At 52.0% G+C, this 26,052-nt stretch carries 23 protein-coding genes, 1 tRNA gene, 3 rRNA genes and 1 other annotated feature; of the genes, 17 read left to right on the forward strand and 10 right to left on the reverse strand.

The window, feature by feature from the left end:
• The first annotated feature begins 23 nt into the window (after positions 1–23).
• From ABSH60_RS06130 to ABSH60_RS06140, 3 genes are all read left to right on the forward strand, one after another.
• The gene (locus ABSH60_RS06130) at positions 24–2,744 is read left to right on the forward strand and encodes a GNAT family N-acetyltransferase (protein WP_390973172.1); all 2,721 of its coding nucleotides are present in this window, start codon (positions 24–26) and stop codon (positions 2,742–2,744) included.
• 87 nt (positions 2,745–2,831) lie between these two features.
• On the forward strand, positions 2,832–4,184 hold the full coding sequence (pssA, locus tag ABSH60_RS06135; protein WP_235533500.1) for a CDP-diacylglycerol--serine O-phosphatidyltransferase: 1,353 nt from the start codon (positions 2,832–2,834) through the stop codon (positions 4,182–4,184).
• Positions 4,185–4,245: 61 nt separating this feature from the next.
• Positions 4,246–4,593 (forward strand): YfiM family lipoprotein, encoded by a 348-nt coding sequence (locus ABSH60_RS06140; protein WP_390973174.1) that lies wholly within the window; start codon positions 4,246–4,248, stop codon positions 4,591–4,593.
• Between the two features lie 150 nt (positions 4,594–4,743).
• Here the strand turns inward: ABSH60_RS06140 and rrf are convergent.
• The 7 genes from rrf to rluD form a co-directional block, all read right to left on the reverse strand.
• Positions 4,744–4,859, reverse strand: a 5S ribosomal RNA gene (gene rrf / locus ABSH60_RS06145).
• 116 nt (positions 4,860–4,975) lie between these two features.
• A 23S ribosomal RNA gene (locus tag ABSH60_RS06150) occupies positions 4,976–7,884 on the reverse strand.
• A gap of 223 nt (positions 7,885–8,107) precedes the next feature.
• A tRNA-Glu gene (locus ABSH60_RS06155) sits at positions 8,108–8,183 on the reverse strand.
• A gap of 142 nt (positions 8,184–8,325) precedes the next feature.
• Positions 8,326–9,868, reverse strand: a 16S ribosomal RNA gene (locus ABSH60_RS06160).
• Together the 16S, 23S and 5S rRNA genes with 1 tRNA gene alongside form the textbook arrangement of a ribosomal RNA operon.
• A gap of 505 nt (positions 9,869–10,373) precedes the next feature.
• Positions 10,374–12,947 (reverse strand): ATP-dependent chaperone ClpB, encoded by a 2,574-nt coding sequence (gene clpB, locus ABSH60_RS06165; RefSeq protein WP_390973176.1) that lies wholly within the window; start codon positions 12,945–12,947, stop codon positions 10,374–10,376.
• A 130-nt stretch (positions 12,948–13,077) separates the two neighbouring features.
• Positions 13,078–13,815 (reverse strand): purine nucleoside phosphorylase YfiH, encoded by a 738-nt coding sequence (gene yfiH, locus ABSH60_RS06170; RefSeq protein WP_390973178.1) that lies wholly within the window; start codon positions 13,813–13,815, stop codon positions 13,078–13,080.
• Entirely contained in the window at positions 13,815–14,792 is a 978-nt protein-coding gene (gene rluD, locus ABSH60_RS06175) for a 23S rRNA pseudouridine(1911/1915/1917) synthase RluD (protein ID WP_122096176.1), read from the reverse strand. The genes yfiH and rluD overlap by 1 nt, the downstream gene beginning before the upstream one ends.
• A gap of 130 nt (positions 14,793–14,922) precedes the next feature.
• Here rluD and bamD point away from each other — a divergent pair, with 130 nt between their 5' ends.
• The 4 genes from bamD (at position 14,923) to pheA (ending at position 17,783) form a co-directional block, all read left to right on the forward strand.
• Positions 14,923–15,657, forward strand: a complete 735-nt coding sequence (gene bamD, locus ABSH60_RS06180) for an outer membrane protein assembly factor BamD (RefSeq protein ID WP_056772705.1) — start codon at positions 14,923–14,925, stop codon at positions 15,655–15,657.
• Between the two features lie 315 nt (positions 15,658–15,972).
• Positions 15,973–16,317 carry a ribosome-associated translation inhibitor RaiA gene (gene raiA, locus ABSH60_RS06185; RefSeq protein ID WP_056772708.1) on the forward strand — a complete coding sequence of 115 codons (345 nt, stop codon included), beginning with the start codon at positions 15,973–15,975 and terminating at the stop codon, positions 16,315–16,317.
• Between the two features lie 133 nt (positions 16,318–16,450).
• Positions 16,451–16,575, forward strand: a sequence feature (Phe leader region).
• The gene (locus tag ABSH60_RS06190) at positions 16,452–16,499 is read left to right on the forward strand and encodes a hypothetical protein (RefSeq protein ID WP_369794779.1); all 48 of its coding nucleotides are present in this window, start codon (positions 16,452–16,454) and stop codon (positions 16,497–16,499) included. (Overlaps the previous feature by 48 nt.)
• Before the next feature lie 53 nt (positions 16,576–16,628).
• The gene (gene pheA, locus ABSH60_RS06195; RefSeq protein ID WP_056772712.1) at positions 16,629–17,783 is read left to right on the forward strand and encodes a bifunctional chorismate mutase/prephenate dehydratase; all 1,155 of its coding nucleotides are present in this window, start codon (positions 16,629–16,631) and stop codon (positions 17,781–17,783) included.
• 60 nt (positions 17,784–17,843) lie between these two features.
• Here the strand turns inward: pheA and tyrA are convergent, their stop codons facing one another.
• The 3 genes from tyrA to ABSH60_RS06210 all read right to left on the reverse strand — a co-directional run bounded on the left by tyrA (position 17,844) and on the right by ABSH60_RS06210 (position 20,932).
• Complete coding sequence (tyrA, locus tag ABSH60_RS06200) at positions 17,844–18,965, reverse strand: bifunctional chorismate mutase/prephenate dehydrogenase (RefSeq protein ID WP_136376212.1); 1,122 nt, start codon at positions 18,963–18,965, stop codon at positions 17,844–17,846.
• Positions 18,966–18,971: 6 nt separating this feature from the next.
• Positions 18,972–20,048, reverse strand: coding sequence for a 3-deoxy-7-phosphoheptulonate synthase (locus tag ABSH60_RS06205; protein WP_056772717.1), 1,077 nt, complete (start codon positions 20,046–20,048; stop codon positions 18,972–18,974).
• Between the two features lie 293 nt (positions 20,049–20,341).
• Positions 20,342–20,932, reverse strand: coding sequence for a helix-turn-helix domain-containing protein (locus ABSH60_RS06210; protein WP_390973181.1), 591 nt, complete (start codon positions 20,930–20,932; stop codon positions 20,342–20,344).
• A 169-nt stretch (positions 20,933–21,101) separates the two neighbouring features.
• On the opposite strand from ABSH60_RS06210, the gene ABSH60_RS06215 reads away from it, so the two are divergent.
• The 10 genes from ABSH60_RS06215 (at position 21,102) to ABSH60_RS06260 (ending at position 26,033) form a co-directional block, all read left to right on the forward strand.
• Positions 21,102–21,377 (forward strand): DUF5347 family protein, encoded by a 276-nt coding sequence (locus ABSH60_RS06215; protein ID WP_183850141.1) that lies wholly within the window; start codon positions 21,102–21,104, stop codon positions 21,375–21,377.
• Positions 21,377–21,598, forward strand: a complete 222-nt coding sequence (locus tag ABSH60_RS06220) for a TraR/DksA family transcriptional regulator (protein ID WP_183850139.1) — start codon at positions 21,377–21,379, stop codon at positions 21,596–21,598. The genes ABSH60_RS06215 and ABSH60_RS06220 overlap by 1 nt, the downstream gene beginning before the upstream one ends.
• 93 nt (positions 21,599–21,691) lie before the next feature.
• Complete coding sequence (locus ABSH60_RS06225; protein WP_390973184.1) at positions 21,692–23,632, forward strand: replication endonuclease; 1,941 nt, start codon at positions 21,692–21,694, stop codon at positions 23,630–23,632.
• A gap of 112 nt (positions 23,633–23,744) precedes the next feature.
• Positions 23,745–23,939, forward strand: coding sequence for a hypothetical protein (locus ABSH60_RS06230; RefSeq protein WP_056772726.1), 195 nt, complete (start codon positions 23,745–23,747; stop codon positions 23,937–23,939).
• Positions 23,940–24,144: 205 nt separating this feature from the next.
• Positions 24,145–24,348: a tail protein X gene (locus ABSH60_RS06235; protein ID WP_056772730.1), complete on the forward strand. Its 204-nt coding sequence runs from the start codon at positions 24,145–24,147 to the stop codon at positions 24,346–24,348.
• A complete protein-coding gene (locus ABSH60_RS06240; RefSeq protein ID WP_056772733.1) occupies positions 24,339–24,560 on the forward strand; it encodes an HP1 family phage holin in 222 nt (73 codons plus the stop codon). Before ABSH60_RS06235 ends, ABSH60_RS06240 begins: the two co-directional genes overlap by 10 nt.
• Positions 24,541–25,050 (forward strand): lysozyme, encoded by a 510-nt coding sequence (locus tag ABSH60_RS06245; RefSeq protein WP_056772737.1) that lies wholly within the window; start codon positions 24,541–24,543, stop codon positions 25,048–25,050. The genes ABSH60_RS06240 and ABSH60_RS06245 overlap by 20 nt, the downstream gene beginning before the upstream one ends.
• A complete protein-coding gene (lysB, locus tag ABSH60_RS06250; protein WP_390973186.1) occupies positions 25,051–25,476 on the forward strand; it encodes an Rz-like lysis system protein LysB in 426 nt (141 codons plus the stop codon).
• Positions 25,367–25,609: an Rz1-like lysis system protein LysC gene (lysC, locus tag ABSH60_RS06255; protein WP_390975701.1), complete on the forward strand. Its 243-nt coding sequence runs from the start codon at positions 25,367–25,369 to the stop codon at positions 25,607–25,609. The genes lysB and lysC overlap by 110 nt, the downstream gene beginning before the upstream one ends.
• Positions 25,572–26,033: a phage tail protein gene (locus ABSH60_RS06260; protein WP_122096169.1), complete on the forward strand. Its 462-nt coding sequence runs from the start codon at positions 25,572–25,574 to the stop codon at positions 26,031–26,033. The genes lysC and ABSH60_RS06260 overlap by 38 nt, the downstream gene beginning before the upstream one ends.
• The last annotated feature ends 19 nt before the right edge of the window (positions 26,034–26,052 follow it).

The following is a 26,052-nucleotide window of genomic DNA, read 5'->3' on the forward strand; positions in this document are numbered from 1 at the left end:
GAACATGATGAACCGGAGATGCCATGAGTCAGCGCGGACTGGAAGCCTTATTACGACCTGAATCTATCGCGGTAGTGGGTGCCAGCAATAAGCCGGGCCGCGCCGGATATCTGATGATGCGCAATCTGCTCGACAGCGGATTCAACGGCCCGGTGCTGCCGGTCACGCCCGCTTATCGCGCGGTGTGCGGCGTACTCACGTGGCGGGATGTCGCCAGCCTGCCGATGTCGCCCGATCTCGCCATTCTCTGTACCCACGCTGACCGCAATCTCGCCCTGCTTGAACAGCTTGGCGAACGCGGCTGTAAGACGGTCATTGTACTTTCGTCTTTGCCACGGCAATTCGCAGAACTGAAATCCTGCGCGCAGCGCTTTTCCATGCGCCTGCTCGGACCCAACAGCCTCGGTATTCTCGCGCCATGGCAAAAGCTGAATGCCAGCTTTTCACCGGTGCCTATCCTGCCCGGTAAACTGGCATTTATTTCGCAATCGGCGGCGGTTGCCAATACCATTCTCGACTGGGCACAGCAGCGTGCTGTCGGCTTCTCCTATTTCATTTCGCTTGGCGACAGTCTGGATATCGACGTCGACGATCTGCTTGATTTCCTCGCCCGCGACAGTAAAACCAGCGCCATCCTTCTTTATCTTGAACATATCAGCGATGCCCGCCGTTTTCTTTCAGCCTCGCGCAGCGCCTCACGCAATAAACCTATTTTGGTGATCAAAAGCGGCCGCAGCGCTCAGGCTCAGACACTGCTCAACAGCCCGCTGAGTCTGGATGCCGCCTACGATGCAGCTATCCAGCGGGCCGGTTTATTGCGCGTTCAGGATACCCATGAACTGTTTTCCGCCGTTGAAACGCTGAGCCATATGCGTCCGCTAAAAGGTGAGCGCTTACTTATCATCAGTAACGGCGCCGCCCCTGCAGCGATGGCGCTTGACCAACTGCTGTTACGCAACGGGAAGCTGGCGAAGCTCGGCGAAGAAACCGTCCGGAGGCTGAGCGCCGTGCTGCCTCAAACGATTACGGCCTCAAACCCACTGGATTTGCATGATGATGCGACGCCGTTGCTCTATCAGTCAGTGATGACGGCGTTGCTCGACAGCACTGATTTCGATGCTGTGCTGGTGATCCACGCGCCGAGTGCCGCAGCACATGGCACGGTGACCGCCAGCCATCTCATCGACGCGGTTCGTCAGCATTCGCGCGGTAAATACATCACACTGCTGACCAACTGGTGCGGAGAATTCTCCTCGCAGGAAGCGCGCAAACTGTTTACCGAGGCCGGGATCCCCACGTACCGTACGCCGGAAGGCACGGTCACCGCGTTTATGCATATGGTTGAATACCGGCGTAACCAGAAGCAGCTGAAAGAAACACCAGCGCTGCCCGCGGATCTTGAACAGAATACCGATCAGGCGCATCAGCTGATTGCCCAAACGCTGGCAGAAGGCACCACGCAACTCGATACACATGAAGTTCGCGCGATTCTGCAAGCCTACGGAATGAATGTACTGCCCACGTGGATCGCCAGCGACAGCGCCGAAGCGGTGAATATCGCCAGCCAGGTCGGTTATCCGGTGGCATTGAAATTACGCTCACCTGACATTCCGCATAACTCGGAAGTTCAGGGGGTGATGTTGTATCTGCGAACCGCCAGTGAAGTGGAACAGGCAGCCAATGCCATTTTTGACCGCGCCAGACAGGCGTTCCCGCAGGCCAGAATTCAGGGTCTGCTGGTACAAACCATGGCGAGCAGACCGGGCTCTCAGGAATTACGCGTGGTGGTCGAACAGGATCCGGTCTTCGGCCCGCTGATCATGCTGGCTGAAGGCGGCTCAGACTGGCAGCCAGAGCGGCAAGCGGTAGTTGCCCTGCCGCCACTGAACATGACGCTGGCGCGCTATCAGGTGGTTCAGGCACTGAAGAGCGGCAAAATCCGCGGCCGCAATGCCCTGCACCCTCTCGATGTTCCGGCACTGAGCCAGTTGCTGGTGAATGTGTCGAACCTGATTATCGATTGCCCGGAGATCGAACGGCTGGATATTCACCCGTTGCTGGTTTCCGGCAGTGAACTCAGCTTGCTTGATGTTTCAATGCAATTGTCGGCACACCCGGCTGACAGGTCATCACGTCTGGCAATCCGCCCTTATCCCCGCGAGCTTGAAGAGCTTGTCATCCTTAAAGATGGCTCGCAGGCGCTGTTCCGCCCTATCCTTCCTGAAGATGAACCGCTGCTAAAAGCGTTTATCCTCAAAGTGACGAAAGAAGATCTCTATTACCGCTACTTCAGTGAAATCAATGAATTCACTCATGAAGATTTGGCAAACATGACGCAAATCGATTATGACCGTGAAATGGCCTTCGTTGCCATCCGAACCACCGACGACCAAAATGAAATTATTGGCGTCACGCGCGCGGTGTCAGATCCGGACAATATTGATGCTGAATTCTCGGTCTTAGTTCGTTCGGATCTTAAAGGCCTGGGGCTGGGACGCAGGCTTCTCGATAAGATGATCAACTACGCCGCAGAGCACGGTCTGCAACGCCTTACGGGTATCACCATGCCAAATAATCAGGGCATGATCACCCTGGCCAGAAAGCTTGGATTCGACGTAGACATTCAGATCCAGGACGGCATTGTGAACCTGTCATTAACGCTGGAAAAGCGGGGAATAACACCGCAGAAAAGCGTGAGCCGAAGCCATGAACAGGCAAAAGATGCGCACATCAGACAGGACTAATGGTATTATCGACCGATTGTGCGGTTACCACTGTCTGCTTGTGCCGCGAAAGCCATTACATGAAGAGAGAAGAAGCGCACTGTGATGTTGTCAAAATTCAAACGTAATAAACATCAACAACACCTTGCTCAGCTGCCCAAACTCCCCCAAACGGTTGATGCTGTAGAAACGCTCTACTGCCCAGCAGATTTCCGTAAGACGCTGCTCAACGCAATTGCCAACGCAACCCAACGGATCTATCTGGTCGCTCTCTATTTAGAGAACGATGACGGCGGACGTGACGTATTGTCGGCACTCTATGCCGCTAAACAGCAACGACCTGAGCTTGAGATTTGTGTGCTGGTTGACTGGCACCGTGCTCAGCGCGGGCGTATTGGCGCAGCGGCTGCTGACACCAATGCGGACTGGTATTGCCGTATGGCTAAAGAACATCCTGAATGTTCCGTTCCGGTGTACGGCGTTCCGGTCAATACGCGTGAAGCGTTGGGTGTCCTGCATCTGAAAGGTTTTGTGATAGACGATCAGGTGATCTACAGCGGTGCCAGCCTCAATGATGTTTATCTGCATCGCCATGAGAAATATCGCTACGATCGTTATCAGCTTCTGACCAACGCACCGCTGGCAAATACCATGATCGACTTTATGAAGAAGTCGATCATTACTGCCGCAGCCGTTCAGCGCCTCGATCGGGAGGATCGTCCGAAAAGCATTGAGATCAAGAACGAAACACGTCAGTTTCGTCAAAATCTGCGCTCCAGCGGATATCACTTCAAAGACAGTGCCGGTAATGATGAACTGGCGGTGACGCCCATCGTCGGCCTGGGTAAACAAAACGAGCTGAACCGGACTATTCATCATCTGATGGCCAGTACCGATCATAAGCTGACGCTTTGTACGCCTTATTTCAATATGCCCGCGATGCTGGCACGCAATATTATTCATCTGTTGCGCCGGGGTAAGCAGGTCGAAATTATTGTCGGTGATAAAACGGCAAATGATTTTTATATTCCACAGGATCAGCCGTTTAAGATCATCGGTGCGCTGCCTTATTTGTACGAAATTAACCTGCGCCGATTCCTGAGCCGTTTGCAGCGTTTTGTCGACAGCGGACAGCTCATTGTGCGGTTATGGAAAGATGGCGATAACAGTTATCACCTCAAAGGCATGTGGGTCGATGACCGCTGGCAGTTAATTACCGGCAACAATCTCAATCCACGCGCATGGCGTTTAGATCTTGAGAATGCGATTCTGATCCACGATCCACATAAAGAGATGGCCTCGCAGCGTCAGAAAGAGCTGGATGAAATTCGTCAGCACACGCAGGTTGTCTCTCATTATATGGAACTGGAAAGCATTCCAAATTATCCGGTCAAAGTGCGTAAGCTTATTCGCCGTCTGCGGCGGATACGGATCGACAGATTAATCAGCCGAATTCTCTAATTGGCTATACTGAAAGCCTGATCATAGTGATCGGGCTTTTTTATATCTGGAATAACACTCGATGACCTACCCACTCCCTCATTCCCTCAAATACTCTTTTGTCGCCCTGATATTATGCAGCAGTGGCTGTACGCATTACGCAAACGATCCATGGACCGGTAAGGATAAAGCTGAGCACTTTGTTGGTTCAGCGGTATTAGCTGCAGCAGGAACCGCTTATGGAGATAATCAGGAATGGAGTGAGGCTCGCAGCCGGTCATTTGGGTTACTCTTTTCGGTCAGCCTGGGTGCAGCGAAAGAATTTTATGACAGCCGTGATGGTGGCAGTGGCTGGAGCTGGAAGGATTTCACCTGGGATATTGCCGGTGCAGCCGTCGGGTACAGTACTTATCAGTTAATCCGTCATTGATACCCATTCTTATATTCTGGATTTCCTTTCCTATTCTCGTCAATCCTGAGCGAAAAACATGTGGATACTCAATAAACATCACCCTTTCTGCTCAAATTTCACACAGCAAAAAGCCCTGTACGTCAGTACAGGGCTTTCCACTTATTTGATGCCTGGCAGTTCCCTACTCTCGCATGGGGAGACCCCACACTACCATCGGCGCTACGGCGTTTCACTTCTGAGTTCGGCATGGGGTCAGGTGGGACCACCGCGCTACTGCCGCCAGGCAAATTCTGTTTTATCCATACCGCGCACCTTAAATCAGGCTTGCACTATGAACCAATCTCGGAACATTCAGCTGAAAATCTACTTCAGAGCCACTCTAAAACACCTTTGGTGTTGTAAGGTTAAGCCTCTCGGGTCATTAGTACTGGTTAGCTCAATGCATCGCTGCACTTACACACCCAGCCTATCAACGTCTTAGTCTTAAACGTCCCTTCAGGTGGCTTAAAGCCACAGGGAAGACTCATCTCGAGGCAAGTTTCGCGCTTAGATGCTTTCAGCGCTTATCTTTTCCGCATTTAGCTACCGGGCAATGCCATTGGCATGACAACCCGAACACCAGTGATGCGTCCACTCCGGTCCTCTCGTACTAGGAGCAGCCCCTCTCAATCTTCCAACGCCCACGGCAGATAGGGACCGAACTGTCTCACGACGTTCTAAACCCAGCTCGCGTACCACTTTAAACGGCGAACAGCCGTACCCTTGGGACCTACTTCAGCCCCAGGATGTGATGAGCCGACATCGAGGTGCCAAACACCGCCGTCGATATGAACTCTTGGGCGGTATCAGCCTGTTATCCCCGGAGTACCTTTTATCCGTTGAGCGATGGCCCTTCCATTCAGAACCACCGGATCACTATGACCTACTTTCGTACCTGCTCGAGCCGTCACTCTCGCAGTCAAGCTAGCTTATGCCATTGCACTAACCTCACGATGTCCGACCGTGATTAGCTAACCTTCGTGCTCCTCCGTTACTCTTTAGGAGGAGACCGCCCCAGTCAAACTACCCACCAGACACTGTCCTCACCCCGGATCACGGGGCCGAGTTAGAACATCAAACATTAAAGGGTGGTATTTCAAGGTTGGCTCCACGCAGACTGGCGTCCACGCTTCAAAGCCTCCCACCTATCCTACACATCAAGGCTCAATGTTCAGTGTCAAGCTATAGTAAAGGTTCACGGGGTCTTTCCGTCTTGCCGCGGGTACACTGCATCTTCACAGCGAGTTCAATTTCACTGAGTCTCGGGTGGAGACAGCCTGGCCATCATTACGCCATTCGTGCAGGTCGGAACTTACCCGACAAGGAATTTCGCTACCTTAGGACCGTTATAGTTACGGCCGCCGTTTACCGGGGCTTCGATCAAGAGCTTCGCATTGCTGCTAACCCCATCAATTAACCTTCCGGCACCGGGCAGGCGTCACACCGTATACGTCCACTTTCGTGTTTGCACAGTGCTGTGTTTTTATTAAACAGTTGCAGCCAGCTGGTATCTGCGACTGGCTTCAGCTCCGGGAGCAAGTCCCTTCACCTACGCGCCAGCGTGCCTTCTCCCGAAGTTACGGCACCATTTTGCCTAGTTCCTTCACCCGAGTTCTCTCAAGCGCCTGAGTATTCTCTACCTGACCACCTGTGTCGGTTTGGGGTACGATTTCGTGTTACCTGGAGCTTAGAGGCTTTTCCTGGAAGCATGGCATCAACTACTTCACCACCGTAGTGGCTCGTTATCACGCCTCAGGGTTAATATGTAACCGGATTTACCAAGTCACACCCCCTACACGCTTGAACCGGGACAACCGTCGCCCGGCTAGCCTAGCCTTCTCCGTCCCCCCTTCGCAGTAACACCAAGTGCTGGAATATTAACCAGCTTCCCATCGACTACGCTTTTCAGCCTCGCCTTAGGGGTCGACTCACCCTGCCCCGATTAACGTTGGACAGGAACCCTTGGTCTTCCGGCGTGCGGGTTTTTCACCCGCATTATCGTTACTTATGTCAGCATTCGCACTTCTGATACCTCCAGCAACCCTCACAGGTCACCTTCGACGGCTTACAGAACGCTCCCCTACCCAACAACGCCTAAGCGTCGCTGCCGCAGCTTCGGTGCATGGTTTAGCCCCGTTACATCTTCCGCGCAGGCCGACTCGACCAGTGAGCTATTACGCTTTCTTTAAATGATGGCTGCTTCTAAGCCAACATCCTGGCTGTCTATGCCTTCCCACATCGTTTCCCACTTAACCATGACTTTGGGACCTTAGCTGGCGGTCTGGGTTGTTTCCCTCTTCACGACGGACGTTAGCACCCGCCGTGTGTCTCCCGTGATAACATTCTTCGGTATTCGTAGTTTGCATCGAGTTGGTAAGCCGGGATGGCCCCCTAGTCGAAACAGTGCTCTACCCCCGAAGATGAGTTCACGAGGCGCTACCTAAATAGCTTTCGGGGAGAACCAGCTATCTCCCGGTTTGATTGGCCTTTCACCCCCAGCCACAAGTCATCCGCTAATTTTTCAACATTAGTCGGTTCGGTCCTCCAGTTAGTGTTACCCAACCTTCAACCTGCCCATGGCTAGATCACCGGGTTTCGGGTCTATACCTTGCAACTTGACGCCCAGTTAAGACTCGGTTTCCCTACGGCTCCCCTATACGGTTAACCTTGCTACAAAATATAAGTCGCTGACCCATTATACAAAAGGTACGCAGTCACCCAACAAAGTAGGCTCCCACTGCTTGTACGTACACGGTTTCAGGTTCTATTTCACTCCCCTCGCCGGGGTTCTTTTCGCCTTTCCCTCACGGTACTGGTTCACTATCGGTCAGTCAGGAGTATTTAGCCTTGGAGGATGGTCCCCCCATATTCAGACAGGATGTCACGTGTCCCGCCCTACTCATCGAACTCACAATGCATGCATTTTTGTGTACGGGACTATCACCCTATACTGTGCGACTTTCCAGACGCTTCCACTAACACATACGCTGATGTTGGTTCTGGGCTCTTCCCCGTTCGCTCGCCGCTACTGGGGGAATCTCGGTTGATTTCTTTTCCTCGGGGTACTTAGATGTTTCAGTTCCCCCGGTTCGCCTTGCATGGCTATGTATTCACCATGCAATAGTGTGTCGAAACACACTGGGTTTCCCCATTCGGGTATCGTCGGTTATAACGGTTCATATCACCTTACCGACGCTTTTCGCAGATTAGCACGCCCTTCATCGCCTCTGACTGCCTAGGCATCCACCGTGTACGCTTAGTCGCTTAACCTCACAACCCGAAGGTGTCTTAAAGACATCATCGCGCTGCGATTATTTGAGAGACTCTGTTACAGACTAATCCACCACTCAGCACTTCTACGGAGAGTGATGTTCAGCTGTAAACTTTCAATTTTCAGCTTGTTCCAGATTGTTAAAGAGCAATATCTTAAACACGACTCGTTAAAGTCATCTTTAAGATATTCGGTGATAATGTCTTTCACACATTATCGGAGTGGCGTCCCCAAGGGGATTCGAACCCCTGTTACAGCCGTGAAAGGGCAGTGTCCTAGGCCTCTAGACGATGGGGACACGAAAAATCCGCACCAGACCACGCCGTGGTTTGGCACTTTTCGCATCAGCGTAAGGTTGCCCTTACCGCATCAACAGGTGCTCTTGCTCATTAATTTCATCAGACAATCTGTGTGGACACTGCACAATGCGTATCTTTAGGTAAGGAGGTGATCCAACCGCAGGTTCCCCTACGGTTACCTTGTTACGACTTCACCCCAGTCATGAATCACAAAGTGGTAAGCGCCCTCCCGAAGGTTAAGCTACCTACTTCTTTTGCAACCCACTCCCATGGTGTGACGGGCGGTGTGTACAAGGCCCGGGAACGTATTCACCGTAGCATTCTGATCTACGATTACTAGCGATTCCGACTTCATGGAGTCGAGTTGCAGACTCCAATCCGGACTACGACATACTTTATGAGGTCCGCTTGCTCTCGCGAGTTTGCTTCTCTTTGTATATGCCATTGTAGCACGTGTGTAGCCCTACTCGTAAGGGCCATGATGACTTGACGTCATCCCCACCTTCCTCCGGTTTATCACCGGCAGTCTCCTTTGAGTTCCCACCATTATGTGCTGGCAACAAAGGATAAGGGTTGCGCTCGTTGCGGGACTTAACCCAACATTTCACAACACGAGCTGACGACAGCCATGCAGCACCTGTCTCAGAGTTCCCGAAGGCACTAAGCTATCTCTAGCGAATTCTCTGGATGTCAAGAGTAGGTAAGGTTCTTCGCGTTGCATCGAATTAAACCACATGCTCCACCGCTTGTGCGGGCCCCCGTCAATTCATTTGAGTTTTAACCTTGCGGCCGTACTCCCCAGGCGGTCGACTTAACGCGTTAGCTCCGGAAGCCACGCCTCAAGGGCACAACCTCCAAGTCGACATCGTTTACAGCGTGGACTACCAGGGTATCTAATCCTGTTTGCTCCCCACGCTTTCGCACCTGAGCGTCAGTCTTTGTCCAGGGGGCCGCCTTCGCCACCGGTATTCCTCCAGATCTCTACGCATTTCACCGCTACACCTGGAATTCTACCCCCCTCTACAAGACTCTAGCTTGCCAGTTTCAAATGCAGTTCCCAAGTTAAGCTCGGGGATTTCACATCTGACTTAACAAACCGCCTGCGTGCGCTTTACGCCCAGTAATTCCGATTAACGCTTGCACCCTCCGTATTACCGCGGCTGCTGGCACGGAGTTAGCCGGTGCTTCTTCTGCGAGTAACGTCAATGTACAGTGCTATTAACACTGAACCCTTCCTCCTCGCTGAAAGTGCTTTACAACCCTAAGGCCTTCTTCACACACGCGGCATGGCTGCATCAGGCTTGCGCCCATTGTGCAATATTCCCCACTGCTGCCTCCCGTAGGAGTCTGGACCGTGTCTCAGTTCCAGTGTGGCTGGTCATCCTCTCAGACCAGCTAGGGATCGTCGCCTAGGTGAGCCATTACCCCACCTACTAGCTAATCCCATCTGGGCACATCCGATGGCGTGAGGCCCGAAGGTCCCCCACTTTGCTCTTGCGAGGTCATGCGGTATTAGCTACCGTTTCCAGTAGTTATCCCCCTCCATCAGGCAGTTTCCCAGACATTACTCACCCGTCCGCCGCTCGTCACCCAGAGAGCAAGCTCTCCTGTGCTACCGCTCGACTTGCATGTGTTAGGCCTGCCGCCAGCGTTCAATCTGAGCCATGATCAAACTCTTCAATTAAAAGTTCGATTTGCTTAAACACGTTAAGCGGTGCTCAAAAATTAACTTTCGTAGTACTCTTATAAGTGAACAAGTCACCTAAATGAATTACTGCTTGGTCACTCTTTAAGACTTGATATTTTTTGCCACCGAAGTGGCTGATATCGTCTTGTGAGTGCCCACACAGATTGTCTGATAAATTGTTAAAGAGCAGTGAGTTACGCGCTTTCGCTTGCTAACTCGAGGTGGCGTATATTACGCTTTCCTCATTCAGTGTCAACCGTTTATTTCATCCGGTCATCACTGCTTTTAATCTTTCCGACCCGGTTACTTCATGATGTTGTTCACGTTGTTCCCTGTCGATGGAGCGGCATTATAGGGAGTTCTGAGCAGGCCGCAAGGGTTTATTGAAAATACTTTTCCGACCGTTCACAAATAAAGCAAATGGATTAATAACGTTCAAAATACGCATAAAAAACGGGCTCCAAATTACTTTGGAGCCCGTTTTGACCTCTACAGCCTTCGATTACTGCCTTGCGACGATATGATCATTTTCCACATCAACAATAATAGGCTTACCTGGAATCAGCTTACCCGACAAGATTTGCTGGGCAAGCGGGTTCTCAATTTGCTGCTGGATGGCACGTTTCAATGGGCGTGCACCGTATACCGGATCAAATCCGGTATTCCCGAGCAACTCCAGGGCCGCATCTGTCAGCGTTGCTGAGTAGCCGTGTTCTTCGAGACGTTTGTACAAACGCTCCAGCTGGATTTTCGCGATATTTTTGATATGCGCATGAGCCAGCGGATGGAATACCACGACTTCATCTATACGGTTAATGAATTCCGGACGGAAGCTGTGAGTGACAACTTCCATTACCGACTCTTTCATCTGCGCATAGGTGGCCTCACCAAAGTGCTGCTGAATGATGTCAGAACCCAGGTTAGAGGTCATGATCACAACGGTATTACGGAAATCGACCGTTCTGCCCTGTCCGTCAGTTAAACGTCCGTCATCCAGCACCTGTAATAAGATGTTGAACACATCCGGATGCGCCTTCTCTACTTCATCTAATAAGATGACAGAGTAAGGACGACGACGAACCGCTTCAGTCAGGTAACCCCCCTCCTCATAACCGACATAACCCGGAGGCGCACCGACCAGACGTGAAACGGAGTGTTTCTCCATAAACTCTGACATATCGATGCGGACCATCGCGTCATCACTGTTAAACAGGAATGTCGCCAGCGCTTTACACAGCTCTGTTTTACCCACACCGGTCGGGCCGAGGAACAGGAATGACCCGATCGGACGGTTTGGATCCGACAAACCTGCGCGACTACGACGGATAGCATTCGATACCGCTTCAACCGCTTCGTTCTGACCGATCACCCGGCTGTGCAGTTCCGCTTCCATACGCAGCAGTTTTTCGCGTTCACCTTCCAGCATCCGGGCGACAGGGATCCCAGTCCAGCGTGCCAGCACGTCCGCAATTTCCACATCAGTGACGCGGTTACGCAGCAGCTTCATGCTTTTGCCTTCGGCCTGAGTCGCTGCAGCCAGCTGTTTTTCCAGCTCAGGTATTTTGCCGTACTGCAATTCAGACATCCGACCCAAATCGCCAACGCGGCGTGCCTGCTCAAGCGTGATCTTAGCCTGCTCCAGCTCAGCTTTAATATTCTGCGTCCCGGTCAATGAGGCTTTCTCAGCTTTCCACTCTTCTTCCAGCTCAGAGTATTCACGCTCTTTCTGGTTAAGCTCCGTTTCCAGCATCTCCAGGCGTTTCACGCTGGCATCATCAGACTCTTTCTTCAGCGCCTGTTGTTCCAGCTTGAGCTGAATAATACGGCGTTCGAGCCTGTCCAGAGACTCTGGCTTTGAGTCCATCTGCATACGGATGCTGGATGCAGCCTCATCTATAAGGTCAATGGCTTTATCGGGCAACTGACGATCCGAAATGTAGCGATGCGAAAGCGTAGCCGCCGCGACAATTGCCGGGTCAGTAATCTGAACATGATGATGCAACTCATAGCGTTCTTTCAGACCACGCAAAATAGCGATGGTGTCTTCAACAGAAGGCTCGGCAACAAACACTTTCTGGAAACGACGCTCTAACGCCGCGTCCTTCTCTATATACTGACGATATTCATTTAAGGTTGTCGCACCGACGCAGTGAAGTTCACCGCGCGCCAGTGCAGGTTTGAGCATGTTGCCGGCATCCATCGCACCGTCGGCCTTACCTGCGCCTACCATCGTGTGCAATTCATCGATGAACAGAATGACGTTACCTTCCTGTTTTGCCAGATCGCTCAACAGGCCTTTCAGACGTTCTTCGAATTCACCGCGATATTTCGCCCCGGCCACCAGCGCACCCATGTCTAATGACAGTACGCGTTTGTTTTTCAGCCCTTCAGGCACTTCACCATTAATGATGCGCTGCGCCAGACCTTCGGCAATCGCCGTTTTACCTACACCCGGCTCACCAATCAGAACCGGGTTATTTTTGGTACGACGCTGCAGGACCTGAATGGTCCGGCGAATTTCTTCATCACGACCGATGACCGGATCCAGTTTGCCTTGCTCGGCACGTTCGGTCAGATCGATAGTGAATTTTTTCAATGCCTGACGTTGGTCTTCGGCATTCTGATCATCCACTTTCTCACCCCCACGCATTTGATCGATAGCCGCAGTCATTTTCTCGGCCGTTGCGCCGCAAGCTTTTAACATATCTGTTAATGAGCCGCGGTCTTTCATAACAGCCAGAACAAAGAGTTCTGACGAAATAAACGTATCGGCACGTTGCTGTGCCAATTTGTCACAAAGGTTTAAAACACGTACCAGTTCATGCGAGGGCTGAACATCCCCGCCTGTACCTTCAACTTGCGGCAAACGCCCCAAAGCCTGATCAACCTCCGTGCGCAGTTTCTGGGTATCAACCCCAGCAGCTGTTAATAAAGGGCGCACGGTTCCGCCTTCCTGCGTGAGCAAAGCGCTCATCAGGTGGACAGGTTCGATAAATTGATTGTCGCGCCCGAGCGCGAGAGACTGAGCATCCGCGAGGGCAAGCTGGAATTTACTTGTAAGACGATCCAGACGCATAACACCTCCAATACTGAACAAAATTGCTACTGGAGAATAGATGAGGTCAACCCTGACGTTTTCAAGGTTATCTTGTCAGTATATTAATTGGACTATCGGGATGGGTGGTGAAGGGTGCTGATTTGAAGGGTTATACCCGCCAAATCAGACTGGCCTGACGTCCGGTGATCCCGTCGCGTCGATAAGAGTAAAATTGGGTGTTGTCAGACACAGTGCAATACTCACCGCCGTAGATGGCGGTGACGCCCGCACTTTGCAAGCGCAGCCGTGCGAGTTGGTAAATGTCGGCCATGAATTTGGCACCTGCCGGTGTAAAAGCCGCTGATGCAGCAGAGTCTGCAGCAACAAAGGCTTCACGCACTTCGCCACCCACTTCAAAATGAGCAGGACCGATCGCCGGCCCCATCCAGGCCATAATCTGTTCAGGTGCGGCTTCAAATTGCGCAACCGTGTTTTCCAGCACACCCGCACACAATCCGCGCCAGCCAGCATGTGCAGCCGCGACTTCATCACCCGAGCGGCTGCAAAACAGCACAGGCAAACAATCTGCCGTCATCGCAGCGCAAACTACGCCTGGTTCGCAAGTATAGGCAGCATCAGCAATAAGGGTGGGTAGTACGGGAGTGTGTGAAGTAAGACGAACAACATCGGTGCCATGTATCTGCTCCAGCCAGTGCGGTGCAGCAGGTAAACCGCCGAGCGCGATCAGGCGCTGCCGGTTGGCCGAGACGAACTCTGGCTCATCCCCGACATGGCTGCCGAGGTTGAGCGAACCGTAAGGAGGCAAACTGATGCCTCCTTCACGGGTTGTCGCACATGACCGAACCGAAGGGGGTTGCGGCCACTGAGGCAGAATAAGCGCACTCATTACCAGTTCATCTGATCCTTGAACTCTTCGGTATCCGCTTTCAGCGCCGTAATCAGGTCAACCATATCCTGAGGAAGTGGCGCATGCCATTCCATCTGAATACCGGTTACCGGATGGTAAAGGCGCAGCATTGTCGCGTGAAGAGCCTGACGATCGAATCCGCGCAGCATATTGATAAAGGACTCGGAAGCCCCTTTTGGCAAACGCGGACGGCCACCGTACAGCTGGTCACCCAGCAGAGGATGGTTGATGTGCGCCATATGCACACGGATCTGGTGAGTACGGCCAGATTCCAGACGCAAACGCAAACGCGTATGGGCGCGGAAATGTTCCATGATGCGATAGTGCGTAGTCGCCGGTTTGCCGGTTGGATGCACCGCCATATGCGTGCGTTTGGTGGAATGGCGCGCAATCGGCTCATTCACTGTGCCGCCTGCCGTCATTGTACCAATCGCCACGGCTTCATATTCACGGGTGATTTCGCGGGCCTGAAGAGCAACAACCAAGTGAGTTTGCGCAGGGACTGACTTCGCCACTACCATCAAACCGGTGGTATCTTTATCAAGACGGTGAACGATGCCGCAACGTGGAACATCTATAATCGCAGGGTAGTAATGCAGTAAAGCATTCAGTACCGTGCCGTCTGGATTCCCTGCGCCCGGATGAACAACCAGATCGCGGGGTTTATTGATGACTAAAATATCGTTATCTTCATAGACGATATCTAAAGGGATATCTTGTGGCAGCCAACGCGCTTCTTCTTCAATTTGCGCATCGATTGCGATAGCCTCGCCACCCAACACTTTTTCTTTTGGTTTGGTCACTTTTTTGCCATTGACCGTAACCCTGTCTTCAAGGATCCAATCTTTTATGCGAGATCTTGAATAATCAGGGAACAATTCGGCCAAAGCCTGATCTAACCGTTGACCGAGTTGAGATTCGGCCACCGTTGCGGTGAGTTGTACTTGTTGTGCCATATGCAGCTTCTTGGTTAACGTTGGGTTTTCACGGCGATGCCGTTTAAAATAATGTGCTATTGTAGCTGGTCTTTGTCGGGAGCTTAACGGACAGTCTCCCAGAATAACACCTGAGGATAATCAAAACGTCATGACGCGTGTGAAATATCTGGTGGCAGCAGCCACGTTGAGCCTGGCGCTGGTCGGTTGCTCCAGTTCCAAAGAAACGGTTCCCGATAACCCGCCTAACGTCCTTTATGCCACTGCCCAGCAAAAGCTGCAGGACGGTAACTTTAAAGGGGCGATTGCGCAATTAGAAGCGTTGGATAACCGCTATCCATTTGGACCTTACTCGCAGCAAGTTCAGTTAGATCTGATTTATGCCTATTACAAGTCTGCTGACTTGCCAATGGCTCAGGCCTCTATTGATCGCTTTATGCGTCTGAATCCAACCCATCCAAATATCGACTACGTCATGTATATGCGTGGTTTAACGGATATGGCGCTGGATGACAGTGCACTGCAAGGATTCTTCGGTGTTGATCGTTCTGACCGCGATCCGCAGCATGCACGCGCGGCATTCCGTGATTTCAGCCAGCTTATCCACGCATATCCAAACAGCCAGTACGCAACTGATGCGACTAAACGTTTGGTATTCCTGAAAGAGCGTCTGGCGAAATACGAGCTGTCAGTGGTGCAATACTACACTAAACGCGGTGCTTACGTCGCTGTCGTTAACCGTGTAGAGCAAATGCTGAAAGATTATCCGGATACTCAGGCAACGCACGACGCGCTGCCGTTGATGGAAAGTGCCTATCGCGAACTGCAGCTGAACAACCAGGCTGATAAAGTTGCGAAAATTATTGCCGCCAACAGCGCTGCATAATTTCAAATGTCCGAACACAAAAACGGTAGCTCTGGCTGCCGTTTTTTTTTGGGATTTTTTTAAGGCACGAACTGAAGGGATTAAAAAACAAGCAGAAAATGATGGGAGTGAAGATCAGGAAAAGCGCACTGATCTTATCAATCATGCTTCATCCGCTGACAAGTCTCAAGACCTTTCCCGCCATTCATTACCCTGAGTCACAGAATCATCACCATTGACAAAAAGTGACAAAAAACCACGACACAGGGGACGCAATTCACAAAAAAGGCTGGTATGTTGGATTCATCGGAGACGGAAAGAAGAGAGGTAAATTATATGACAGTCAACATTACCAGCAAGCAAATGGACATCACTGCCGCTATTCGTGACCACATCGAAGGCCGTCTGAAAAAACTGGAAAAATGGCAAACTCAGTTAATTAACCCGCACATTGTTCTGTCGAAAGAACCACAGGGATTTGTCGCCGTTGCGACCATCAGTACGCCAAACGGCCAGCTGATCGCCAGTGCGACCCACGATGATATGTATGCCGCGATTAACGAGATGACAGCCAAGCTTGAACGTCAGCTCAACAAAGCGCAGCACAAAGGTGAAGCCCGCCGTGCCGAGTCCGGTGTGAAGGAATTGAACCTTGAACCGGTGGAGGAAGAAGAGGAATAACCGGCTTAACAACATGTCTGTGAACAACGCGCTCCTGGAGCGCGTTTTTTGTGTCCAAAGGAAATCTTATTGACACAGGGAAAACCCAGCGGTTACTTTAAGACTCTGCTCAAACTTATGGAAACAATGTATACATGAATACCCGTCTGTTTTTCTTCGCATTCTTTTTTACCTTCCCCTAATTGGGAGGCGTTTCGTCGCGAAAGAATGAATGCGAAGACGAACAATAAAGCCTCCTGAAAAGGGGGCTTTTTTTATGCCTGCGTTTTACACATTTTGCTGAAAGAAAGAACATCTAAAAGGGTAACAACATGACCGAGAACTCATTGCTGGCACTGCGCGAACGCATCAGCGCATTAGATCTGAAACTGCTGGCCCTGCTGGCAGAGCGACGCACAATGGCGATAGAAGTCGCGCAATCTAAAATGCACTCTCACCGCCCTATCCGCGATAAAGAACGTGAAGCAGAACTGATTAACACTCTGATTCAGGAAGGAAAAAAACAAGGGCTGGACGGACATTACATCACCCGCGTTTATCAGCTGATCATTGAAGATTCTGTGCTGACGCAGCAGGCGCTATTGCAGCAACATCTGAATAAAACCCCTTCTGATTCCGCCCGTGTAGCCTTCCTCGGCCCTAAAGGATCCTACTCCCATCTTGCAGCACGTCAGTTCGCCGCCCGTCATTTCGATCAATTCATCGAATGTGGCTGCCAGAAATTCCAGGATATCTTTTCTCAGGTCGAAACCGGCCAGGCCGATTACGCCGTGTTGCCGATCGAAAACACCAGTTCCGGCTCAATCAACGACGTTTACGATTTGCTGCAACACACCAGCCTTTCGATTGTGGGTGAACTGACTAACCCAATCAATCACTGCGTGCTGGTAGCGACCGACACTGACTTGTCGCAAATCCAGACCGTTTACAGCCATCCGCAGCCGTTCCAGCAATGCAGCCAGTTCATTAACCGCTTCCCGCACTGGAAAATTGAATATTGCGAAAGCACTGCAGCGGCAATGGAAAAGGTGGCGGCCGCCAATTCTCCACACGTTGCCGCGCTCGGCAGCGAAGCGGGTGGTGCGTTGTATCAGTTACAGGTTCTGGAACATAACCTGGCTAATCAGCAGGAAAATATTACCCGATTCATCGTGCTGGCCCGCAAAGCGATTGAAGTGACAGATCAGGTTCCGGCCAAAACCACGCTCATCATGGCGACCGGGCAACAGGCGGGTGCGCTGGTGAACGCGTTGCTGGTGCTGCGTGAACAAGGCATCATCATGACCAAGCTGGAGTCACGCCCGATCAACGGCAATCCGTGGGAAGAGATGTTTTACATTGATGTACAGGCCAACCTGCGTTCAGACGAGATGAAAAAAGCGCTGAAGGATCTGGCGCCGATCACCCGCTCGTTGAAAGTGCTCGGCTGTTATCCAAGCGAAAACGTCGTCTCCGTCGATCTGTAATTACGCAAATAAAAAGGGCGCTGCACGGATGCAACGCCCTTTTCTTTCATCATGGATAACTTACTTGCGGTTGTCGTTTGCTTGTCTCAGCAATGCACCACTTTCCTTGAGGAAACGCGGGGCATAATCGCCAAACCAGTTTTCAACCTTTCTGAATTTATCGATAAATGCTTGTTTATCGCCATTTTCCAGCAACGCTAACGCATCACCAAAACGCTGGTAGTAACGTTTTATCAGCGCCAGATTGCTTTCTGACGACATAATAATATCCGCATACAGTTGCGGATCCTGCGCAAACAGCCTTCCGACCATAGCCAGTTCGAGACGATAAATCGGCGAAGACAGCGCCAGCAACTGCTCAATCTGAACATTCTCTTCGGAAAGATGCAGGCCGTACGCAAAGGTCGCAAAGTGCCGTAATGCCTGAATAAAGGCCATGTTCTGATCGTGTTCGACGGCGCTTATCTTGTGCAAACGCGCGCCCCAAACCTGCAACTGCTCCAGTAACCACTGGTACGCCTGCGGTTCGCGACCATCGCAATACACGACAACCTGTTTTGCCAGACTGCTGACATCCGGGCCGAACATCGGGTGCAGGCCCAGCACCGGGCCTTCGTGCACCGCCAGCATCGCCTGTAACGGGCGGTTTTTCACTGATGCCAGGTCCACCAGAATACAGTCATCAGGCAACTTCGGCAGACGGGCAATGACCTGTTCCGTCAAATGGATCGGCACACTGACAATCACCATACCGGCATCGGCAAGCAGCGTGTCTGCCTGCGGCCAGTCTTCCTGCTCAAGGATTTTGACCTGATAACCCGACAACTCCAGCAACCGGGTAAATAACCGCCCCATCTGACCGCCACCGCCGATAATCACCACCGGGCGCAGTTCAGGATGCAGCGTTTTAAAACCTTTGTCGTTTTCGCTTGAATAGGACTCACGCATCACACGGCGCAATACATCTTCGATCAGATCGGGCGGAACGCCCAGGTTCTGCGCCTCCTGACGACGTGAAGCCAGCATCGCTGCTTCACGTTCAGGCACATAGATCGGCAAACCATAACGGCTTTTGACTTCCCCGACTTCTGCCACCAGCGCCAGACGCCGTGATAAGAGATCCAACAACGCTTTATCTACGTCGTCGATCTGATCGCGCAACGCGTTAAGTTCTGCCACCATAAAAACTTACTCTCCTGCGATTCGTGCCGCCAGCGCGTCGCCCAGTTCCTGATGCATGGTGCGCAGCAGGGTTTCCGTGGTTTCCCAGTTAATGCAGGCGTCCGTGACAGACACGCCGTATTTCATTTCTGAGCGCGGTTGTTCAGACGACTGGCTGCCTTCATTGAGATGGCTTTCCAGCATCAGTCCCGTAATAGAGCGGTTGCCTGCTTTAATCTGATCAATCACTGACTGAGCCACAACAGGCTGACGACGATAGTCTTTGTTTGAGTTGCCGTGACTGCAATCTATCATCAAGGAAGGATGGAGTCCCGCGTCGCTCATCTGTTTTTCACAAGCCTTAACGTCCTGCTCGCTGTAGTTTGGCGTCTTACCACCGCGCAAAATCACATGCCCATCAGGGTTACCCTGCGTTTGCAGCAGACAAACCTGCCCGGCCTGATTGATCCCCACAAAACGGTGCGCCATTTCTGCCGCACGCATAGCGTTAATCGCCGTACCCAGGCTGCCGTCAGTGCCATTTTTGAAACCTACCGGCATGGATAAACCCGATGCCATTTCACGGTGGGTCTGAGATTCCGTGGTACGCGCACCAATTGCCGACCAGCTGAACAGGTCGCCTAAGTATTGCGGGCTGTTAGGATCCAGTGCTTCAGTCGCCAGCGGCAAGCCCATGCCGACCAGTTGCAGCAGCAGGTTACGCGCAATGTGCAAACCCGCTTCCACATCAAAAGTGCCGTCCATGTGCGGATCGTTGATAAGCCCTTTCCAGCCCACGGTGGTACGCGGTTTTTCGAAGTAAACGCGCATCACGATGTACAGGCGATCGCTTAATTCAGCCGCAAGCGTTTTCAGATGGCGCGCATAGTCCAGCGCAGCATCCAGATCGTGAATAGAGCATGGGCCACAGACCACCAGCAGTCGAGGATCACGACCATGCACGATATCCGCGATAGTTTTACGGGCTTCTGCAATGCTGGTTTCATCACTCACGCTCAACGGAAAACGGTTTTTCAGCTCTTCCGGCGTGATAAGAATTTGTTCAGCAGTGATATGGACATTATTCAGGGCATCTTTTTGCATGATAGTGATTCGCTATTCAGGAAAATGGGCAGCCACTCAGGCATCTGCGGACAACATTAACACAGCGCGTAAAGTTATCAAGCCTTAGTTGTAAACTTAAGGTTACCAATTACCGGATATAAAACGCATAATGGAAATTAAAGTTTACATTATGTCGATTAGTGACAAAGAGAGTGTACCGCCAGCATTACATGGCATTATTGCTTAACAGGGAAGTCGCAACGAATGAGGGTAAAAAGAGAAGGATAGCGGCGGGAATAACACCGGCCACCTGCGGCAGCCGGGAGAAACGATTACAGGTTACGATCCAGAGTGATAAAGACCTGTCCAAGCGCAGAGACGTCATCAACGCTGCACTCAAAATGGCTGTCCTGACGCGTGACTTTCAGGCGGTTGCCGGGAATTCGCGCCACGTCATAAACGTCGACATCACCGTCGATATCCAGCAACCAGCGGCCATTGCCCGGATGGGTGCTGCCCATATCGATAATCCACGAGTCGTTGCCTTTAACAATATAAGCCGGCTCAGCCAGGGAATCGTCCAGCAAGGAAGAGTCGGCGGTCCACAGACCTTCATCCTCCAGCGCCCCGCCTCGCAATCTCAACTTTTTAAGCTGCCGGACACCTTGCGTTGCCCCGGCACCTGTAACGGCGGGATCCTGCATCGTGCCCTTACCCGTTGCCAGCCAGCGCAACGAAACACCCGTATCCAGCGCACAGGCCACGACCACATCACCGGGGAAATAATCTCTTCTCACCCAGGTACTTATCGTACCAGACGACAAACCATACAGATCACCCAACTCTTTCTGCATGCTAAAGCCATACGCCTGAAGCATGCGCGACAGTACGGCTTTTCCTCCTTCGAGTTCATCTAATTGCATCTGGCGAAAACCCCTGGGCTTGTAAATACCAACTTGACAACTCGCAAATGCAAGTCTAGATTGTTTATGTAATATACCGAACCCCGTCATGATACCAAATTTACGGCGTGGGGGGAGGATCAGTAAGAAATCTCGCCATAACGTTAAAGACAGTCAATGAGGAGTCGCGATGTTTTTAGGAACAGAGCAACAGCGCCAGACGGGCTTACGTCACATTGCCCATCTGAAAGACACCCATTTCTCTGACAAGAGAAATAAGGTCGAAAACATATTTGATAATGCCCCTGATAAATGGAAAACCACATTGTGTTTTCATGCCGGTCTTAAACGCCGCCATGTTCATCTTCCGTATGCCGAAATGACGTCCGATGAACAATTAAAAATAATTCAGGCTTTATTATCACTACGTCATTTTTCATCATTATTAAGAGGAGATTTTTACTGATGGCAGACTGGATAGATGAATCACAAGAACACCAGCTCAGGTTACTGGAAGAACAGATTGCAAAGGTAACCCAAACACGGCACGGCGCATCAGCCCTCCTCTGTGAAGACTGTGACACGCCCATCCCGGAACAGCGACGAAGCGCAATTTACGGTGTCCGGCGTTGTATTGAATGTCAGGAAATTAATGAAATTAAAAGCAGGAATTATCGCCCGATATAATTAATTCATCGTCTGTTATTTCAATAAAGTTTTATCCTGAAATATTCATTTTCGGGAGCGGCATTCTATTACTATTAAGACGGAATTAACGCCATGCCTGATAATATAAGAGCAAGGATTTCCCCTGCCTCACCTCCTGCCATTAATGGCACAACGGATAAACCCTTTCAGGGTTTATGGTGGTGGAATGCGCCGCGACCGGCGATGACGTGCCCTCTCGAAAAACCGCTGACACGGGATTTCTGCCAGCGCCAGCAGGCTGCACTTTCACTTATCGCCACCCTGCCGCGCTGCCTGCGCACGCCGTTACAGCAGCGTTATCAGTTTTTGCTTAACACCAAAGGCGTCCGTCCCGCCTTCCACTTTCTGATGACGGTGTTCATGCAGCGTCTCTGGCCACGCATACAGCGGGTTAACGAACGCCATCAGTATTCGCGATACATCTCGCAAAAGCATCTTGCCGCAGAAGAGACGTTTAACCGTTTACCTGATTTGAATGACAACAGCCTGAAACGTCTGGCGAATCAGCTGGCGATTGCCATGCAGGATGCCTGTGAGTATCAGTGTGAAAAGTGGCTGAAAAGCCGCCCCGCAGAACCGGACATTCTGCTGAGAGACAGCACACAAAATGAAATTTATGGTCACCTTGCCGCGATGGCGCGCGCCTGTCGCGTTCAGCCGCTTTACTGGCGCGCCTTTAAAAATGGCCGGTTAACAGCCCATACCGCCGTCGCCAGCATGTTACGTCTGGTCAGCGGCGACTGGTGGGAGAAACAATTACGTGCACAGCAGCGTCTTTGGCGGGAAGCCCTGATGATCGCCTGTGGTTACGTGAGCCGTGCCACGTCGCCTTACGCCAGCAAAAATGCCATTCGCGATGTGGTATCACGTCGTCTGTCGGCGCTGAATTATCTTCGGCAGTGCGATATCGAAAATATCCAGTCGGGAGAAAAGCTGAGTCTGCTGGACACGGTTTTAGCCAGTATTTCCAATCCAAAACTGCGCCGCATGGAGCTCATGACCCTGATTGCCGGCGTCGAGGACGTTGCGGATCAGCAACAGGATCGCGGGCTGTTCATTACCCTGACCACGCCTTCAAAATATCATCCGATGAAAACCACCGGCCCGCACTCTGCCCCGCAGTTTAACCATAAATGGGATGCACAGGCGTTTACGCCGAAAGATGCGCAGCGTTATCTGGTCGCTGTCTGGGCGAAAATCCGCACCACGTTCAAAGACCGAAATCTGAAGGTCTACGGCGTACGGGTCGTGGAACCCCACCACGACGGCACGCCGCACTGGCACATGATGCTGTTTACGCCACCGGCGCAGCAGCAAAAAGTCATCGACGTCATGCGCAAATACGCCCTTGAGGAAGACGCGCAGGAGCCGGGAGCCGACGTGTCGCGTTTCAATTGCAAGCCGCTCAACCGTGGAGGTGCGGCAGGATACATTGCCAAATATGTGGCTAAAAATATCGACGGTTACGCGCTGGAAGGTGAAACCGATTTTGATTCGGGTCGTCCGCTGACTGACGTCGCCACTTCCGTCACAGCCTGGGCATCCACATGGCGGATCCCGCAGTTTCACGCCATTGGGATCCCCTCCGTAGGCGCATACCGTGAGTGTCGCCGCATCCGCCATATCAGCCTTGCCTGCCAGTTTGATACGCGGGTCGAAGCCGTACGCTGCGCGGCTGATAGCGGTGACTATGCCGCTTACATTCATGCGCAGGGCGGCATCCATATCGGGCGAAAAGATCACACCGTACGGGTCGCCCGCCAGCAGACCGATGAACTGAACGTCTATGGCGAACCCCAAAATAAAGTCGTGGGTATCTACGCCCCGCATCTTGGTGCTTCGCACATTTTTCCCACTCACACGGAACGCTGGCGAGTCGTCCGCCGCCGGTCCTCTTCACCTGAAAGATCACAGGCAATCCCGGCATTGTGCCCGCCTTGGAGTTCTGTCAATAACTGTGGATCGCTGGCTTCGCCCTTAAAGCTGTTATCTATACAAAATCCGAGCCAATAAAAATTAATCCATAAATTCAATGAATTATATTTTTTAAAATGCGCAGAGTGTTGACGTATTAACTCAATTAAAGAATACTGTATATAAACACAGTATCTGGCGAGGGGAGAAAATGGAAAACCTGACTAAACAACAGCTAACGTTGTCCAGGATACAACTGATCGCAGACATTTCGCAGACGGCGCAGTGCAATCCAAAAGAATTTCTGGTCGTGATGTCACTGATATCGGAACTGGCCAGCCAGGCTCTGACGGACGAACATCAGGATGCACTCTTCTATAACGGGAGCACTGACGACGCCCACTGATCGCCAGAGATTACGGGCGGTGTTTGTCACATACCCGGCGCTTACCCTTCCCCTTTCAGGCCGGACTAAGCGCCCCGCCATTTTCGTCCATCCCCCTTTCTTGTTGTGCCAATAGTTTCACAACCCCCTTACGTTGCCGCCTTCCTCTCTCTTGCGCAGACTGAAATCACCTTCTGACGATTTCATTCACCCGCGGAGAACCCCCATGAAACTTTACGCAGAACAGGGCGACACAGTGGATTCCATGTGCTGGCGTTATTACGGCCGAACCGCTGTTGTTGTCGAGAAAGTCTATGCGGCGAACAAAGGCATTGCCGATCTGGGCGCATTGTTACCCCACGGCACCGCCATCGACATGCCAGATGTCGCGGAGCAACCCCAGCAGGAAATACTCAAATTATGGGACTGAATACCGAACGCATCAGCTCAGCCTGCGCATATTTCATCGCCACGTCACTGACCTGGCTGGCGGGTATCACCTCGCAGGACATTGCCTTTCTGATTGGATCCGCCGTCGGTATCGGCACCTTTTTAGTTAACTGGTACTACCGGCGCAAAAGCTTTCAGCTGCTGGCACGCAACGGTCTGAACAAAGACACCTATGAAAACCTCAACTCTTAAACGCTGCAGCGCCGCGGTCGTGTTAGGGCTGATGGCGGCACTGCCAGGCTACACGTCATTACAAGTTTCGGAAGAAGGTTTACGGCTGATCACCGATTTTGAAGGCTGTCAGCTGCAACCCTATCAGTGCAGCGCTGGCGTATGGACCAGCGGTATCGGCCACACGGCAGGAGTGAAGCCGGCACGGGAGATAACCGAACATCAGGCCGCTGAAAACCTGCTGGCAGATATTCAGCGAACCGAGCGCGCCCTCAAAAAATGCATGCCGGGCGTGATGCCGCAGCCGGTTTTTGATGCCGTGGTGTCATTCAGCTTTAACGTCGGCACCGGAGCTGCGTGTCAGTCAACACTGGCGTTTTTCATCAACAAGCAACAATGGCAACAAGCCTGTGACCAGCTGCCACGATGGGTTTTCGTCAACGGTGACCGCAACCGGGGTCTGGAACGCAGGCGAAACGCCGAACGAGCTCTCTGCCTGAAAGGAGTCTGAATGCGCATATTACTGGTCATTCTGACCGCCATGATTTTGCTGATCGTCATCCTGCTGCTTTCCAATCGCTCGTTACAGCACGATCTCAACCACGCCGCTCAGCAACGCGACGCGCTGGCGGTTTCACTGCAACAGCGTGAGCAGACGATCACTGCGCTGAACCAACAAATGCGCCAGCGCGAGCAGGCTGAACTGGCATTACGCGAAGACCTGAGTTCCACCCGGCAAATAATGCAAACCCGCGAACAGCAAAGACAAAGGAGCCTTCATGTTAATGCGCAAAACCGTCAGTGGGCTGACAGCGGGCTGCCTGCTGATATTAGCCGGTTGCACCAGCGCCCCGCCTTCAGCTCCGCCAGCGATTATTTACGTTGGCTGTCCGGCGGTCAGCGCCTGCCCGATTCCGGCCAGCCAACCCGTCACTAACCAGGATCTGAGCGCCGACATTCTTCAGCTGGAATCTGCGCTGATGGACTGCGGCTTACAAATTGAAGCCATCAAAAAGTGTCAGGAGGCACAACATGCAAAAACCGATTCAGTTGCAACAACGGCTGATTGAACAGATCCCGCTGCTTGCAGCCGCACCTGAAAAACTGGTGCTTGCCACCGGCCCCGGCAAGGTGGTCGCCACATCAGCGCCGTCGCTTTCTTTTGAATACCGCTATCCGCTGACGCTGACCTTTACAGACGACGCACTCAGCGAAACCCTGGTTGATCTGGCCGTGGTCACCGTTCTCGACTGGTTGCAGGTTAATCAGCCTGAAATTCTTGGCAACGCCCTGCACCGGCTGAATGATTTCACGTTCACTCAGCAGGCGGGCAGCCTGGTGCTGACGCTGCAACTGACCGAGCGCGTGCAGGTTTCCGATACAGGTGATGTTCGCACCATCACTCACCTGCCTGAACCGCCGCTGCCGGAAAACGTGGCGCTGCCGCGTCAGGTTTATCTTAACGGAGAACTGATCAGCAGCTGGACAGTGTGACCCGATAAACCTTGTTGTG

Source organism: Rahnella sp. R3(2024) (assembly GCF_042920125.1).
GTDB classification, from domain to species: Bacteria; Pseudomonadota; Gammaproteobacteria; order Enterobacterales; family Enterobacteriaceae; genus Rahnella; species Rahnella rivi.